The following is a 15051-nucleotide window of genomic DNA, read 5'->3' on the forward strand; positions in this document are numbered from 1 at the left end:
GCGCGCGTGTCAGGCGCGTCCGGCCAGCAGGCGCTCCTCGGCGCCCTCGGGCAGGCCCACCGCGGGGCGGTCGGGGCGCTGCGGGGCGGTGCCGCCGATGGACACCAGCCACTCCCAGGTGTCGGCGGCGGTCTCGGCGACCGGGCGGCAGCGCAGCCCCGCGGCCACCGCCTTGGAGACGTCGTTGCCGTGCAGGGAGTCGTGCAGCTCGCCCGGCGGGAGCCACACCGGCAGCTGGGACCACGGCTCCACCTCCGCCGCGGCGACCTGCTCGGGAGTGAGCCACACGGGCTCGGCGCCGGAGCCGGTGGCGGCGACGCAGGCGTCGATCAGCTCGCCGACGGTGGCGTGTCCGGGCGGGCTCACCAGGTTGAACGGCCCGGACAGCCCCGCCTCGGTGGCGTCCAGGGTCCAGGCGGCCAGGTCGCGGGCGTCCACGTACTGGATCGGCAGGTCGGCCGGGCCGGGCGCGGGGAAGGGGCCGCCCCGGGCGATCCGGTTCAGCCACCAGGGCAGGCGGCCGATGTTCTCGTAGGGGCCGAGGATGAGCCCGGCCCGCACGAACAGGGAGCGGTCGCCGAAGGCCGCCTCCACGGCCAGTTCGCCGCCGCGCTTGTCGGCCGCGTACTCGGTGCCGTCGGCCCCGGGGTCGGCGTCGACCGTGGGCCAGGACTCGTCCGAGCCCGCCGCCGAGGGGAAGGTGTAGACGGAGCAGCTGGAGATGTAGGTGTAGTGCCCCGCCCGGTCGGCCAGCAGCCGGGCGGCCTCCAGCACCGCCCTGGGCGCCGCCGACCAGGTGTCGACGACGGCGTCCCACTCGCCCTTCTCCAGCGCGGCCAGGCCGTCGGGGGCCAGCCGGTCGCCGTGGAGCACGGTCGCCCCCTCGGGCGCGGGCCGCGTCCCCCGGTGCAGGACGGTGACGTCCCACCCCCGTTCCAGCGCGTCCTCGACCACAGCCCGCCCGACGAACTCCGTGCCGCCCAGTACCAGAAGTCTCATGAACCGCAGTCTGGCCCTCCGCCGGGCGGGTGCGCCAGCCCTTACTGCCGAAGGCAGAATCAGGGGGCGAGGCGGTCGGCGCGGGCCAGCAGCAGGGAGCGCTCGCGCTCGTTGCGGGTGAGGGAGGCGGCGCGGCGGAACTCCGCCTCGGCCTCCTTCTCCCGGCCCAGGCGTTCGAGCAGGTCGCCGCGGACGGACGGGAGCAGGTGGTAGCCGTCCAGGGCCCCCTCCAGGGAGTCCACGATCTCCAGGGCGGCCGCCGGGCCGTGGGCCATCGACACCGCCACCGCACGGTTGAGCTCCACCACCGGCGACCCGGTCTGCCGGGCCAGCGCCAGGTAGAGGGCGGAGATGACGGTCCAGTCGGTGTCGCCGGGGTCCGGGACCCGGGCGTGCTCGGCGGCGATCGCCGCCTGGAGGGCGTAGGGGCCGCGCGGCTGCGCGGGGTCGGGCGGCAGTGAACGCAGCAGAGACGCCATGCCGCGGGTGATGAGCATCCGGTCCCAGCGGGAGCGGTCCTGCTCGGCGAGCGGCACCGGGGACCCGTCCGGGGCGACCCGGGCTCGGAACCGGGAGGCGTGCAGCTCCATCAGCGCGAGCAGCCCGTGCACCTCGCGCTCCTCGGGGAGCAGCCCGGCGAGCACCCGGCCCAGCCGCATGGCCTCCTCGCACAGCTCGGGGCGCAGGAGGCTGTCGCCCGAGGTCGCCGTGTACCCCTCGTTGAAGACGAGGTAGACGACCTCCAGCACGGAGGCCACCCGGGCGTCGCGGTCCCCGCCGACGGGCACCTCGAAGGGCACCTTCTTCTCGGCCAGGGTGCGCTTGGCCCGGACGATGCGCTGGGCGACGGTGGACTCGGGCACCAGGAAGGCGCGGGCGATCTCCTCGGTGGTCAGCCCGCCCAGCATCCGCAGGGTCAGGGCGACCCTGGCCTGCGTGGACAGCACCGGGTGGCAGCACACGAACATCAGCCGGAGCAGGTCGTCGCCGTAGTCCTCCTCCAGGACGGCGTCGAACCCGCCCTGGCCGTCGTTCTCGACGACCTGCCGGCCGAGTTCGGCCATGCGGTCCTGGAAGCGCTCGTCGCGCCGCCAGCGGTCGACGACGCGGCGCTTGGCGACGGTGGTCAGCCAGGCGCCGGGCCGGTCGGGCACGCCCTCCCGCGGCCATTTCTCCAGGGCGCTGACCAGCGCGTCCTGGGCGAACTCCTCGGCGAGGCCGACGTCGCCGACCATGCGGGTGAGCGCGGCGACGAGGCGGGCCGACTCGATTCGCCAGACCGCCTCCACCGCGCGCCGGGTATCGGTGTGGCTCACGGGCCCATCAGAGCACCGCGGGACACACCGCCGCAACCCGCCCCCGGGTCAGTCCTCGTGGGCCTCGTGGGCGTTCTGCCCCCGCAGTTCGCGCTCGCGGTCCTTGAGCTCCGCGGGCATCATGTCGTCGCTGAAGTCGTCGGTGTCCATGATCCGGCGCAGGATCAGGTTCAGCTCCGCGGAGTCGCCCGCCGGGGGGTGGGGGCAGCGCTTGGCCCACTCCACGGCCTCCTCGGGCGAGGACACCTGGAGGATCCAGTACCCGGCGATGAACTCTTTGGCCTCGGCGAAGGGGCCGTCGGTCACCCGGGCCCCGCCGTTGGAGAAGGTCACCCGGACGGCCTCGGCGGAGGGCGCCAGGCCGTCCCCGGCGAGCAGCACGCCGGCCTTGACCAGCTCCTCGTTGTAGGCGGCCATCGCCTCGAAGATCTCCGGGGTCATCTCGGTGTTCGCCTCGGCCTGCGGGTCGGACATGATCGACATCATGTAGCGCATGGTGTTCGCCTTCCGTGCGGTGTGGGGGTCCCTCCCCCGCTCTCACCTGTTCGTCGAACGGGCGGCCGCCGGATCGACATCCTTCCGAGAATTTTTTTCCGGGCCGTGTGAAGCCCCTGCGAATCCGGCGCCGGAGACTGGTGCACGTACCAGAGACCACCCCGGCACAGGGGGGAGGGGGTACCTGGAAGGGCGGCCTTTCCGGTCGTCCGGGGTCCTCCTCCCGCCCGCGGTCCCGTCACCGCCGGGAGGGCTCAGCCGGGGAAGCCGAGCCCGGAGAGCCAGGAGCGGCTCAGCGAGACGGTGGCCGGATCGGCGCCGCGCCTGACCAGTTCCTCGCTCAGCTCCGGGTGCTTGACCAACCGGTCCGCCCGGGTCATGAGCGCGACGTCGCCCCGGGCCAGGACCGCCCGCACGAGGGCGCCCTCGACGCCCGCCCGGGTGTCGGCGGCGAAGGGGCTCTGGCTGGTGGACAGGAAGGGGCCGGCGTAGAGGTCCAGGGCCCGCTCCGGGTCCCCGGCGCGGACGAGCCGGAGCAGTTCCACGACGTCGAAGCGGACCGCACCGTCCAGCGTGTAGCAGGCCCGGCGCCGGTCGTAGCCGAGCGGGATGCCCGCCCGGCGGGCGCGCATGGCCAGGGTCGGCAGGCTGGACGGGGCCGGGTCGGCCTCGAACAGCTCCACCAGCACCCGGTCGCGGTGCACGCAGCCGTTCGACAGGGCGACCAGCGCCGCCAGCTCCACGGCCCTGCGGTTGGCCACGGCCGTGCCGTCCACAGCGCAGCGGCCCAGTGTCGACACCTCCACGGTCCTCGTCATCACGCCTCCTTCTCGGCACGGGTCCGATCCCTGCACACCTACTGTCGCCCGGGGCCCCATCGCCCGCTTATCGGCCGCCTATCGACGCCGGCCCCGGCGTGATGGCGACGTGAACGCCCCTGGTGAGACTGGGTCCACAGCACCGGTACGTCATCGGGACCCCGGTCGGAACGGGAGCCGAACATGGAAAGGCAATGGACCGTCGAGGAACTCCCCTGGCGGCGGGCGGCGGACGACGCCGCCGGGGACGCGCCCGCCTCCGGCGCGCCGGAGGCGTGGGTGCGCCGCGCGGACGCGCGTATCGCCCTGGGGCGGGACACCGGACGCGCGCGGGAGGCGTTCCTCGCCGACCCCGACGCGGCCGGGTTCCTGCGCCCGGCGCTGGACGCCGTGCACGGGCACCAGAGGGCCCTGCACGACGCGGCGACCGCGCTGGTGCGGGGGGCCGACCCCCGCCTGGCCGGGCTGCCGGACCTGCTGGCCGGGGCGTGGCCGGACGAGGAGCTGAGCCGCCTTATGACCCCGACCGTGGCCCTGGAGATGCAGTTCGCCCAGCTCTCCGGCCGGATCGGCGGCGCGAGCGGGGAGGCCCGGTTCCGCGCCTACCTGGAGCTGCTGTCGCGGCCGCGGGTGCAGCGCGAGCTGTGGGAGGAGTACACGGTGCTGCTGCGCCGGGTCGCGGAGGTGCTCTCCCGCTGGGAGGAGTCCCGGCTGGAGCTGGCCCGCGACCTGGTCGCCGACCTCCCGGAGCTGGACCGGCTGCACGGGGGCCGGCTGGACGCCGTGACCCTGGTGGACTTCGGCTCGGGGTACGTGCGCCGCCCGGGCGGGCTGGCCGGGGCCGTGGTCTCGTTCGGCGACGTCCGGATGGTCCGCACCCCGCGCCCGCCGGACGCGGCGGTGCTGTGGGAGGGGATCGTCTCCTGGTTCAACGCGCGCGGCCCCGCGCACCGGCTGTCCTCGGTCCCGGTGCTGCGCCTGCCCGACCACGGGTGGACGCTCCGCGTCGAGCACGAGCCCTGCCCCGAGGGGGAGGGCGTCGCCTTCTACTGGCGGCTGGGCGCCGTCACTGCGCTGGCCCACGCCCTGAGCGGCAGTGCCCCGCGCCACCGGGACATCGTCGCGCACGGCGCGCACCCGGTGCTGACGGACGCCGAGCGGTTGCTGGCGGGGGTGGTCCGGCCGCCGGAGCGGCCCGTGGACGCCGCGGTCTCACAGGTCGGCGACGAGGACGACCCGTTGGACGAGGAGCCCCTGGAGGACGACGAGCACCTGCCCGGGTCCGGCGGCGGGGTGCTGCCGCTGGAGGGGCACACGGGCGCGCTGACGGACGGGTTCGCGTTCGCCTACGACGCCCTGGTGGCCGACCGGGGGACCTGGCTGTCGCGGAAGGGCCCGCTGGGCGGGCTGTCCCGCGCCCTGCTCCGGCACGACCTCTACCCGGCCGCCCTGTACGCGCCCTCCCTGGACGCCGGGGACCGCCCGGACCTGCTGCGCGACGGCCTCACCCGCTCCCTGCTGCTGCCCCGGCCCCTGCCGGGGGACGGGGACGCCCGGCTGTGGTCGGCGCTGCTGCGGGCGGAGTCCACCGACCTGCTCAGGGGCGACCTGCCGCACCTGTCGGGTCCGGCGGGGGCCGTCGACCTGGTCGACAGCGCGGGCCGCACCGTCCCGGGCGTGCTCGCCGAAGCGCCGGCCGCGTCCGTGCGCCGCCGGCTGCGGTCCCTGGACCGCCACGGCGCCGGCGGGGCGGTGGCGCTGGTCCGCCGGACCGCCCGCGACCTGTGCCCGGACGACCCCGACGCGGCCGACCCGCGTCCGGGCGACCGGCCGCTGGACGGGGAGACCGCGCTCGCCGCGGCCGCGGACCTGGCCCGCGGCCTCTCCCCCCGCGACCCGGGGGCGGGACCGCTGCTGGCCCGGCTCGCCGACCTCGGCGGCGGCCCCGACCTGCGGGCCCGCGCCGAGGCCGCCGCCGACCACACCGCCGCCCTGCGCTTCTCCCCCCGCGCCCCCGACCGGTTCGGCCGGGCCGCTGCCGCACTGGTCCACCTGGCCGCGGCCGGCGCGGTGCGCGGGCACGACACCCGGACCCGGGGCGCCCTGGCGCACCTGGCCCTGCTGCGCGGGCACACCGGCACCGGCTCCCCCGGCCTGGCCGGGGGACGTGCGGGCACCGTCCTGGCCGCGCTGGCGCTGCACGCGGCGCTGCCCGGGGCGGGGGCGCTGGCCGTCGCCGACCGCGTCGCCTCGGTGCTCGCCGAGGAGACCGCCGCCGCGCCCCCCGAGCCCGGCATGGCCTCGGGCTCCACCGGGGTCCTGGTCGCGCTCTCCCGCATGGACGCCGCGCTGCCCGGCGCGGGGTACGGCGGGGCCGTCGGCCGGCTGCTGTCCCGGGAGCGGGAGGCGCTGGAACGGCGTCCGCCCGCGGACGTGTCGTGGTGCCACGGCCTGGCGGGGATCGGCCTCTCCCGGCTGTCCCTGCTGGCCGACGCGCGCGAGCCGGCGGTCCGCTCGGCCGCCCTGGAGGACCTGGCGTCCCTGGAACGCGCCGTCCGCGACGCCCTGCTCCGCGGCGGCCTGCGCTCCACCGGCGACCACGGGGCCTGCCACGGCGACCTGGGCGTCCTGGAGTTCCTGGTGTCGGCCGCGCGGTGGCGCGGCGGAGGCGCGGAGGAGGTCCCGCTGCGCGCCGCCGCGGGCCTGTGCGCGCACGGCCGCGCCCGCGGCTGGTGCCTCACCCCGGGGGCCGCCCCGGCGCTGTCCGGCGCGGCCGGAGCGGGGTACGGCCTGCTGCGCCTGGCCTTTCCGCATGCCGTCCCCTCCCTTTTGCTCGTCTCCCCGCCCTGACCGGCCCGTCAGACCAGTGCCGCGTCCGCGTCGCGCACCAGCGCCCGCCGCATCCCCGGGTCGCGCACGACCCGCAGCGTGTCGGCCATCAGGCGCGCGTCGCCGGTGTCCACGACGGCCTCGACGATGCGCTGTTCCAGGTGGGCCCGGGTCTGGACGGCGAAGGGGCTCTGGCTGCGCACCATGAAGGGGCCCTTGTAGAACTCCATCGCCTGGGCGACGTAGCCGTGCGACAGCAGGAACAGGAACTCGACGACGTCGCAGCGGACCCCCTCGCCGATGCGGTACGCGCCGATCTCGCGCTCGTACCGGACGTCCAGGCCGATCCGCCGCGCCCGCATGGCCAGCGTCGGCAGGCTGGACGGCGAGGGGTCGCCCTCGAACAGCACGGTGGAGAGCCAGTCGCGGGGGGCCGCCCCGTCGGACAGGAGCAGGACCGCGGCCAGCTCCGCGGCCCGCCGGTGACGCACGGGGCGCCCGTCGACACGGCACTCTCCCAGGGTCTCAAGCATGGGGACGTCGTTCATCACCACTCCGCATTCCAAGGCGATCCCGGTCCGATGCCCCGGGATCTCCTCCCGCGATCGGCTCCCCACGATCATCGGAAAGGGGGGCATCCACCCGCTATCCGCGACCTATCCCCGGGCGGGATAGGCCCTTGTCAGCGCCGTGCAATGGTGCGAATAGCCCTGTGATAAGCCTTCGGCGGCGGCGCGGGGCAGGATGTGGCCATCCCCCGAGAAGACGGGGCCCTCACCAACGGAGGTCACCATGCGGATCGTCAAGTTCTCCCTCGCCCTCGCCGCCGCCGTCGCCGTCTCCCTGGGCGCCTCCCCCGCCCTGGCGGACACGGGGGCCGGCACCCTGGAGGACCGCTGGGAGAAGACGGGCCCCGGCGCCGCCGTCTCGGTGACCGTCGACGTCCCGTCCGGTCCCGGGGAGAAGGGCCCCGCCACCGTCACGGTGAAGGTGGACACCCCGGCCGACCGCTGGGAGAAGTAGCGGGCGGGGGTGAGGACGATGGCGAACGGTCAGCCGAGGTCGGCCAACACGGATGCCACCTCGGCTCGTTCCCTCTCCTCGTAGAGCTGGTCGAAGGCCGCCATCGCGCGCTCCAGCAGCCCCCGCGCCTCATCGATCCGGCCCGCCTGGGCGCAGGCGGTCCCCAGGTCGCGCAGCACCATCGCCTGGCCGACGAGGTCGCCCAGCTCCTCGACGACGGCCAGCACCTCCCGCAGCCGCCCTATCCCCTGCCCGACGTCCCCCCGGAGCAGGTCGAGCTGGGCACTGCGCCGCAGCACCTGGGCGCTGGCCCGCGGGTCCCCGGTGCGCCCGGCCAGTTCCAGGGCCCGGTCGAGTTCCGCGCGGCCCCCGTCGACGTCGCCGCCGCGTCCGCGCAGGTAGCCGGTGAGCATCAGGCTGCGCCACTGGCCGCCCAGGTCCCCGACGGCGATGAAACCCTCCAGCGCCTCCTCGCACAGGCCCAGCGCGCGCTTCTCGTCCCCGGCCTCGGCGGTGAGGGTGGCCAGGGCGCGGCGGGCGATCGCCTGGCCCCGCACCTCTCCGAGCTCGGTGTACGCCTCCAGGGACCGCTCCAGCAGCGCCGCCCGGGTGGGCCCGTCGTAGCGGTGGCTGAGCGCCTCGCTGACCGTGGCCCACAGGGAGGCCATGCCGAGCCGGTTGCCGCGCTCCCGCACGAACGGCTCGACCCGGTCGTGCAGCTCGGCCAGCTCCTGCATGTAGCCGCGCCGGGTGAGGAAGACCGAGAAGCCGACCAGCAGGTCCCAGCTCTGCTCGTCCATGCCGAGCTCGACCGCCTGGAGCACCACGTGCCGGAGGTTGGCGCGCTCGCCCTCGAACCAGGCGTAGGGGTCGCGCAGGACGCGCTCGACGTACCGCGCGGGAGGGGACCACCGGGGCGCCCCGCCGCGCACCCGCAGGTACTCCCCGCCCATGAGGTCGTCGTTGGCGGCGTCCAGCAGCGCCAGCCAGCCGCCCATGAGGCGGTCGATGGCGGCGCCGCGGGAGGCGTCGTCCTCGACGTCGGCCGACCTCTCCCGCGCGTAGTCGCGCACCAGCTCGTGGAAGCGGTACACCGGGTCCCCGGACGGGTCGGTGCCCACGATGTCCAGCAGGTGGGCGTCCACCAGCGGTTCGACGATGTCGGAGGGGAAGGGGCGGTCGTCCCCCAGCAGGGCGGCCGCCGACCACATGGGGATGGTGGGGCCCTCGACCAGGCCGAGCAGCCCGAAGGCGCGGGCCGTCCCGGCCTCCAGTCCGTCGTAGGTCAGCGACAGGCTGGCCCGCACCGTCATGTCGCCGTGGGCCAGCTCGTCCAGGCGGTACCGCTCGTCCGCCAGCCGGTCCACCATGGAGGACAGGGACCAGTGGCGGCGGGCGGCGAGGCGGGCGGACACGATGCGCAGCGCCAGGGGCAGCCTCCCCACCGCGCCCACCAGCGCGTGGGCGGCCTCGGGTTCGGCGTCGACCCGGGCGTCGCCCAGGACCTGGCGCAGCAGGGCCAGCGAGGCGTCCTCGGAGAGGGTCTCCAGGGGGAGGAAGGTCGCGCCGGGCAGGCCGGTGAGGTTGGCCCGGGAGGTGATGAGGACCCCGCAGCCGGGGCCGGCCGGGATGAGCGGCAGCAGCTGGGACTCGGTGGCGGCGTCGTCCAGGACGATGAGGACCCGGCGGGTGGCCAGCAGGCCGCGGTACATGGCGGCGCGCTCGTCCACGTCGTCGGGGACGGCGGGGCCGGGCACGCCCAGCGCCCGCAGGAAGCGGCCCAGGACCTCGCCGGGGTCCAGCGGGGTCCCCCGGGTGGCGCGCAGGTCGCAGTAGAGCTGCCCGTCGGGATAGCGCTCGGGGCCCAGCCGGTGGGCGACGCGCACGGCGGTGGAGCTCTTGCCGACCCCGGGGCGTCCCATGAGCACGACGACCCGGGCTCCGTTGCCGGGCTCGGCCAGGACGCCCTCGACCCGGTCGATGGTGCCGTCGCGGCCGACGAAGTCCACGGTGTCGGAGGGCAGCTGGAAGGGGGTGACCCCGCCGCCGAACGCGGTGGCGGGCCCGCCGCCCGAGGCGTGGGCCGGGCCCTGCGGGGGCGCGTGCTCCAGGGAGGGGTCGCCGGCGAGGATGGCGCGCTCCAGTTCGCGCAGCTCGGACCCGGGCTCCAGCCCCAGCTCCTCGATGAGCAGGTCGCGTCCGCGGCGGTAGACCTCCAGCGCCTCGACCTGGCGGCCGGACCGGTACAGCGCCAGCATCAGCTGGGCGCGCAGCCCCTCACGGAGGGGGTGCTCCTCGACCAGCCCGTTGATCTCGCCGATGAGGCGCTGGTGCCGCCCCAGTTCGAGTTCGATGGCGAGATAGGACTCGACGGCGGCCATCCGCTCCTCGTCGAGGTGGGTGGCCCGGGCGCGCAGGGCCTCGGCGCCGACGCCGCCGAACACCGGCCCGCGCCAGAGGCCGACCGCGGAGCGAAGCAGGGCGGCGGCCTCCTCGCCCCGGTCCTGCTGGGACAGGGCGGTCGCCTCGCGGACCCGGGCGCGGAAGACGTGCGCGTCCACGGTCTCGGGGGCGGCGTTGAGGACGTAGCCGGGGGACCGGGTCTCGATGACGGCGCCGGTCGGCTTGAGCAGGGTCCGCAGCCGGGAGACGCAGATCTGCACCTGGGTCCGGACGGTCTCCGGCGGGCTGTGCTCCCAGAGGATGTCGACGATCTGGTCGGTGGAGACGACGCGGCCCAGTTCCAGGAGCAGGATGCCCAGGACGGTCTGCTGCCGGCCGACGGGCACCCGGACCGGGCCCCCGGCGCCCCGGACCTCGATGGGGCCGAGCACGCGGAACACCATTCCGTCGTCGCCAGGCCGATCGCCCGTCGTGATCACACAGCTCCCCACCGTTCTGAAATCAAAGAGAACGACTCCCGAAACGGAGTTATATCACACGCATTGCGAAGAGAAGCGAACTTTATTCGACCGAAAACCGAGGTCGCCGTGGTCGAATTCTCACATTCCCACCACTGGGACCCAGACCCAAATTTCGGATGGTTGAAAGACGGACGGAAGGGAACTGCAAATATCACGTTAAGTGATATATCGGCTACCGGGAAGCGCGGCGAAGACGCCGGGATAGCCCGGGGATAGGCCGGTGACAGGGGGTTTTCCTAGCGTGGGCCCCGAACCACGAGCGCCCGGGAGTCGCCATGAACCACGCCTCCGCCGTCCGCGGTGTTCCGCGCACCCCCGGCCGGGGAGGTGCCGGATGACCGCACACGGCCAGGAGCACACCCCCGGCCGCAGCGAAAGGGTGGCGCGGGCGGGCGCCGAACACGTGCTCCTCCTCTACGACTACGTCGACCGCGCCGACCTGGACGGCTGCGCCTCCCTTCTGGACGAGTACGCCCGCCTGCGCCTGCCCGGCGTCCCGTACAGCCGGGGCCGACGCCGGGTCGAGGCGGCCCTGCGCGAGCACCTGGCCGGGCGCGGCCTGCACCGGGTGGACCTGGTGCGCGTCAGCGGGGAGGGCGTGGTCGCCGAAGGGGCGTTCACCGAGACGTCCCGCATGGCCACGCTGGTCTACAGGGACGTGTTCTCCCTGTCCGAGCACGGGCTCATCGCCTCCTGGGACCGCGCCCCGCGGTGACCGGCCGGCCGCGGCCGGCCCGGGCGGGGGCGCCGCTCACGCCTGCTCCGGCGCCCGGGCCGCCGTCCCGTCCCGGTCCCCGAGGTCCCGGGGGCCGGGCACCGTACGCGGCACCCGCTCCTCCCCGCCGTCCAGCTCCCGCGCCTCGGTGAGCAGGCGCAGCGCCCGCCGTTCATCACCCAGGTCCCGCGCCATCCGGCCCATCCGGCTCAGCACCCGCGCGCGGCCCCGGGGGTCCCCGGTCCGCTCGTACAGCGTGAGCGCCCGGGCCAGGTCGGCCTCCCCCGCGTCGACGGCGCCGGCGGCCGTGCGGAGGTGTCCGCTGAGCATGAGGGCGCGCCCCTCCCCGTCCGGGTCGCCGACCTCCTGGAAGTCGCGCAGGGCCCGCCCGCACAGCTCCAGGGCGTGCTCGCGGCGCCCGGCGGCCCGCTCCAGCCGGGCCAGCCCCCAGGTGCACCAGGCGCGGCCGGTCACGTCGCCCAGCTCCCCGAACACCGCCAGGGCCTCCTCGAAGGCCGCGCGGGCGTCGGCGGGCCTCCGCCGGTCCAGGTCCAGGCAGCCGCGGGAGTAGGCGACCGCCGCCGCCCCGCGGCGGTTGGCCGCGGCGCGCACCGCCTCGGCGGCCCGGTCGTTGACCCGGTCCCACTCCCGCAGGTACCCGCGCCGGTGGAACAGGGGGACCAGGGCCAGCGCCAGGTTCCAGCACAGCTCGTCGAGACCGTGGTCGGCGGCCAGGTCCACGGCCGCGCACAGGCGGGACCGATCCGCCGACAGCCAGGCCGCCGGGTCGCGCAGGACGGCATCGGCCGGGGGCGGGCGCCACCGGCCCCCCGCGCCGATGCGGCCGGATCCGCCCCCGGTGCGCAGGTCGGCCTCCTCCGCCAGGAAGAGCCAGCCGCCGACCAGCCGGGCCGCCGCCTCCCGCCGCTCGGACTCCGTCTCCTCCTCCGCCAGGCGTTCGCGCGCGAACAGGCGGACGACGTCGTGGAACCGGTAGCGGGGGCCGCCCGCGGCGTCGGTGCCGTCGGCGGCGAGCATCCGGGCGTCGACGAGGGGTTCCAGCAGCTCGTCGGGGCGGGGCCTGCGGTCGTCCAGCAGCGCCCCGGCGGCCCACCCGGGCTGTCCGGGGCCGTCGGCCAGCGCGAACAGCCTCAGGGTCCGCCGGGCGTCCGGGGCCAGGCCCTCGTAGCCCGGCACCAGGCCGGCGCGCACGGTGAGCCCGCCGTGGGAGAGCTGGTCGAGGCGGTGCCGCTCGTCAGCGAGCCGGGCGACCATGGACGCCAGGGACCAGTGGGGCCGTGCGACCAGCCGGGCGGCGACGATCCGCAGGGCCAGGGGCAGCCTGCCCACCGTGCCCAGCAGCTCGGCGGCGGCCTCGGGGTCGGCGTCCGTCCGTTCGGGTCCGATCACCCGGCGCAGCAGCTCCAGCGCCTGGTCCTGCGGGAGCACGTCGAGTTCGACCAGGTCGGCCCCGGGAATCCCGGCGAGGCCGGAGCGGCCGGTGACGATCGCGGCGCAGCCGGGCCCGGGGGGCAGCAGGTCGGCGACCTGCCGATCGTCGGCGGCGTCGTCCAGGAGCACCAGGACCCGCCGCCGTGCGAGCAGGTCGCGGTACATCCGCGCGCGCGGCCCGAGCCCCTCGGGCAGCGCCCGGTCGGGGACGCCCAGGGCGCGCAGGAACCGGGCCAGCGCCCGCGCGGGGTCCAGCGGGGTCCCGCTGCCGCCGCGCAGGTCGCAGTAGAGCTGTCCGTCGGGGAAGCCGGCGCGGGCCAGCCGGTGGGCGACGTGCACGGCCAGGGCGCTCTTGCCGACGCCGGGGAGGCCGACGACCGCGCAGAGGGCGGCCCGGCCCCCGCCGCGGCCCGGCCCGGTGAGGGCGGCCTCCAGTGCCGCCGCCTGCTCCCCGCGTCCGGAGAAGTCCGCGGTGTCGGCGGGGAGCTGGCGGGGGCACGGGGCTCCCGCCCGGGAGCGCGGGGCCGGGACCGCGACGGGGGCGGCGGGCGCCGCCGGGGCCGGGTCCGGGTCGGGCGGCGACTCCCCCGCCAGGACGGCGGCCTCCAGGGCGCGCAGTTCCGGTCCGGGTTCGCGCCCCAGCTCGGCCGTGCTCAGCTCCCGGCCCCGCCGGTAGACCCGGAGCGCCTCGGCCCGGCGCCCGGAACGGTGCAGGGCGAGCATGAGTTGGTAGCGCAGCCGCTCGCGCAGGGGGTACCTCCGGACGAGGTCGTCGATCTCCCCGACGACCAGGTCGTGGCGGCCCAGCTCCAGCTCCAGGTCCAGGTACGCCTCGACGAGGGACGCGCGGTCCTCGTCCAGCCGGTCGGCCAGGGGCCGCAGCAGGCGGCCGGACGGGCCGCCCAGGGACGGGCCGCGCCACAGGCCCGCCGCCCGGCGCAGCAGGGCGACCGCCTCCTCCGGGCGGCCCCCGGCGACGGCCTCCCCGGCCCTCTCGGCGAGGATGCGGCTCAGGTGGACGTCGACGGCCTCCGGCTCCACTCGGAGCAGGTAGCCCGGCGGGGAGGTGAGCAGGGGCGTGCCGAGGGGGGCCAGGCTCTTGCGCAGCCGCGAGACGCAGATCTGCACCTGGGTGCGGGCCGTGTCGGGGGGATCGCAGTCCCAGGTCACGTCGACCAGGTGGTCCGTGGAAACGGTGCGCCCCGCCTCAAGCAGCAGCGCACGGAGAATGACCTGCTGGCGTCCGGGGGGAATGTGCACCTGCTCGGAACCCGCCTCGACCTGGAGCGGCCCGAGAAGGCGGAAGAAGACTCCGTTGAAACCGCTTCCGGGGTTCACGAGATAGACCTCGCCCTCCGTAGGCGCGCTTGTGCGGTGCAGCAGATCCTAAATGAGGCCTTCGGGAAGCGCCACAGTCCTCCGCCGCGCCGGGATCCGAATACCTTTGAATGCCGCACCGTAGCTCAATGTGATATCCGCCTGTCGGCGGGGGCGTTCCGGGGAATGCCGGGCCGGGCGTTCCGGGAAAACGACACCCGATGACCTCGAAGAATTCACTGTGCGGAAATACTGCGCCGTAAACCCCGGTGCCCGTGCGCGCGTCGCGGAAATCCGCGCGGCGGTGGCCGGTTCCGGCCACGTTCCCCGGCCCCCCGGACCGCGTTCAACTGGGACGTTGGGTAAAGTTCCGGGCACGGTCCCCGTCCTGACGGCCACCATCCCCCGTGCGCCGCCGGGGACCGGGATGGACGCGAAGGGGCGTGATCCGCGTGGGGCTGTTCCTCAGCACGGCTTTCGGCTTCCCGACCGTACTGTTCACCCCCATGCTCCTCGTGATCGTCCTCTACTGGATCGTGGTCGCGGTCGGCCTGGCCGACACCGACGTCCTCGACTCCGCGGACTCCGACGGCGACCCCGCGGGCGCGAGCGCGGTCATGGGGCGGGTGGGGCTGGGCAGGGCCCCGGTGACCGTGGAGATCACCGTGCTGGTGCTCTCCGCCTGGTTCGTGAGCATGATGGGCGGGATCGTGACCAGTCTCCTCACCCCCGACGGCGCCCTGCTCTGGGCGCTCGGAGCGGTCGTCCTCGTCATCGCCGTCGTGGCGGCGTGGGCGTTCACCAGCGGCGCGGTCATGGCCGTGCAGCGGTTCCTGCCCAAGGGCAAGGGGTCCTCCAAGCACGAACTGGTCGGCCGCACCTGCGTGATCCGGATCGGCTCGGCGAACGAGGGCTTCGGCCACGCGGAGATCACCACCGCGGGCGGGGCCTCCATCACCATCCCGGTGCGCACCATCGGCGGCGAGGTGCTGCCGTCGGGGAGCACCGCCCTGATCTTCGACCACAGCGACGACCGGGACGTCTTCCTGGTCACCCGCTTCGACCCGGCCCTGGACCCCGGTCAGGGCTGACCCCGGCCACGGCCTGCCCCGGCCGGAGCCGACCCGGGCGGGCCCGTGCCCGCCGGCTCCCCCAGGTCCTCC

11 protein-coding genes are annotated in these 15051 nt (G+C 75.7%); 4 read left to right on the forward strand and 7 right to left on the reverse strand.

Annotation, left to right across the window (positions count from 1 at the left end):
• Positions 1 to 9: 9 nt before the first annotated feature.
• The 4 genes from ABZ249_RS05280 to ABZ249_RS05295 form a co-directional block, all read right to left on the reverse strand.
• Positions 10 to 999 (reverse strand): NAD-dependent epimerase/dehydratase family protein, encoded by a 990-nt coding sequence (locus tag ABZ249_RS05280; protein ID WP_355257552.1) that lies wholly within the window; start codon positions 997 to 999, stop codon positions 10 to 12.
• 59 nt (positions 1000 to 1058) lie between these two features.
• On the reverse strand, positions 1059 to 2315 hold the full coding sequence (locus ABZ249_RS05285; protein ID WP_355257556.1) for an RNA polymerase sigma factor: 1257 nt from the start codon (positions 2313 to 2315) through the stop codon (positions 1059 to 1061).
• A 48-nt stretch (positions 2316 to 2363) separates the two neighbouring features.
• Positions 2364 to 2810: a YciI family protein gene (locus ABZ249_RS05290; protein WP_355257559.1), complete on the reverse strand. Its 447-nt coding sequence runs from the start codon at positions 2808 to 2810 to the stop codon at positions 2364 to 2366.
• 254 nt (positions 2811 to 3064) lie between these two features.
• Positions 3065 to 3628, reverse strand: coding sequence for a hypothetical protein (locus ABZ249_RS05295; RefSeq protein ID WP_355257562.1), 564 nt, complete (start codon positions 3626 to 3628; stop codon positions 3065 to 3067).
• A gap of 183 nt (positions 3629 to 3811) precedes the next feature.
• On the opposite strand from ABZ249_RS05295, the gene ABZ249_RS05300 reads away from it, so the two are divergent.
• Complete coding sequence (locus tag ABZ249_RS05300) at positions 3812 to 6478, forward strand: DUF4135 domain-containing protein (RefSeq protein ID WP_355257565.1); 2667 nt, start codon at positions 3812 to 3814, stop codon at positions 6476 to 6478.
• Positions 6479 to 6486: 8 nt separating this feature from the next.
• Here the strand turns inward: ABZ249_RS05300 and ABZ249_RS05305 are convergent, their stop codons facing one another.
• Complete coding sequence (locus ABZ249_RS05305) at positions 6487 to 7005, reverse strand: hypothetical protein (protein WP_220564368.1); 519 nt, start codon at positions 7003 to 7005, stop codon at positions 6487 to 6489.
• A gap of 244 nt (positions 7006 to 7249) precedes the next feature.
• On the opposite strand from ABZ249_RS05305, the gene ABZ249_RS05310 reads away from it, so the two are divergent.
• The gene (locus ABZ249_RS05310) at positions 7250 to 7480 is read left to right on the forward strand and encodes a hypothetical protein (protein ID WP_355257568.1); all 231 of its coding nucleotides are present in this window, start codon (positions 7250 to 7252) and stop codon (positions 7478 to 7480) included.
• Positions 7481 to 7509: 29 nt separating this feature from the next.
• On the opposite strand, the gene ABZ249_RS05315 is transcribed toward ABZ249_RS05310, so the two are convergent.
• A complete protein-coding gene (locus ABZ249_RS05315) occupies positions 7510 to 10314 on the reverse strand; it encodes a BTAD domain-containing putative transcriptional regulator (protein WP_355257571.1) in 2805 nt (934 codons plus the stop codon).
• A gap of 424 nt (positions 10315 to 10738) precedes the next feature.
• On the opposite strand from ABZ249_RS05315, the gene ABZ249_RS05320 reads away from it, so the two are divergent.
• Entirely contained in the window at positions 10739 to 11119 is a 381-nt protein-coding gene (locus ABZ249_RS05320; protein ID WP_355257574.1) for a nuclear transport factor 2 family protein, read from the forward strand.
• A 36-nt stretch (positions 11120 to 11155) separates the two neighbouring features.
• On the opposite strand, the gene ABZ249_RS05325 is transcribed toward ABZ249_RS05320, so the two are convergent.
• On the reverse strand, positions 11156 to 13909 hold the full coding sequence (locus ABZ249_RS05325; protein WP_355257577.1) for a BTAD domain-containing putative transcriptional regulator: 2754 nt from the start codon (positions 13907 to 13909) through the stop codon (positions 11156 to 11158).
• Positions 13910 to 14340: 431 nt separating this feature from the next.
• Here ABZ249_RS05325 and ABZ249_RS05330 point away from each other — a divergent pair, with 431 nt between their 5' ends.
• A complete protein-coding gene (locus tag ABZ249_RS05330) occupies positions 14341 to 14979 on the forward strand; it encodes a DUF1449 domain-containing protein (RefSeq protein WP_355257939.1) in 639 nt (212 codons plus the stop codon).
• Positions 14980 to 15051: the final 72 nt, after the last annotated feature.

Origin of the sequence: Nocardiopsis sp. NPDC006139, from assembly GCF_040614155.1 — a bacterium.
Lineage (GTDB): Bacteria > Actinomycetota > Actinomycetes > Streptosporangiales > Streptosporangiaceae > Nocardiopsis > Nocardiopsis changdeensis.

Bases quoted from the DNA above. Each gene is read 5' to 3' on its own strand.
- ABZ249_RS05280 (WP_355257552.1), bottom strand. From the start codon at position 999: ATGAGACTTCTGGTACTGGGCGGCACGGAGTTCGTCGGGCGGGCTGTG.
- ABZ249_RS05305 (WP_220564368.1), bottom strand. From the start codon at position 7,005: ATGAACGACGTCCCCATGCTTGAGACCCTGGGAGAGTGCCGTGTCGAC.
- ABZ249_RS05290 (WP_355257559.1), bottom strand. From the start codon at position 2,810: ATGCGCTACATGATGTCGATCATGTCCGACCCGCAGGCCGAGGCGAAC.
- ABZ249_RS05300 (WP_355257565.1), top strand. From the start codon at position 3,812: ATGGAAAGGCAATGGACCGTCGAGGAACTCCCCTGGCGGCGGGCGGCG.
- ABZ249_RS05320 (WP_355257574.1), top strand. From the start codon at position 10,739: ATGACCGCACACGGCCAGGAGCACACCCCCGGCCGCAGCGAAAGGGTG.
- ABZ249_RS05295 (WP_355257562.1), bottom strand. From the start codon at position 3,628: ATGACGAGGACCGTGGAGGTGTCGACACTGGGCCGCTGCGCTGTGGAC.
- ABZ249_RS05310 (WP_355257568.1), top strand. From the start codon at position 7,250: ATGCGGATCGTCAAGTTCTCCCTCGCCCTCGCCGCCGCCGTCGCCGTC.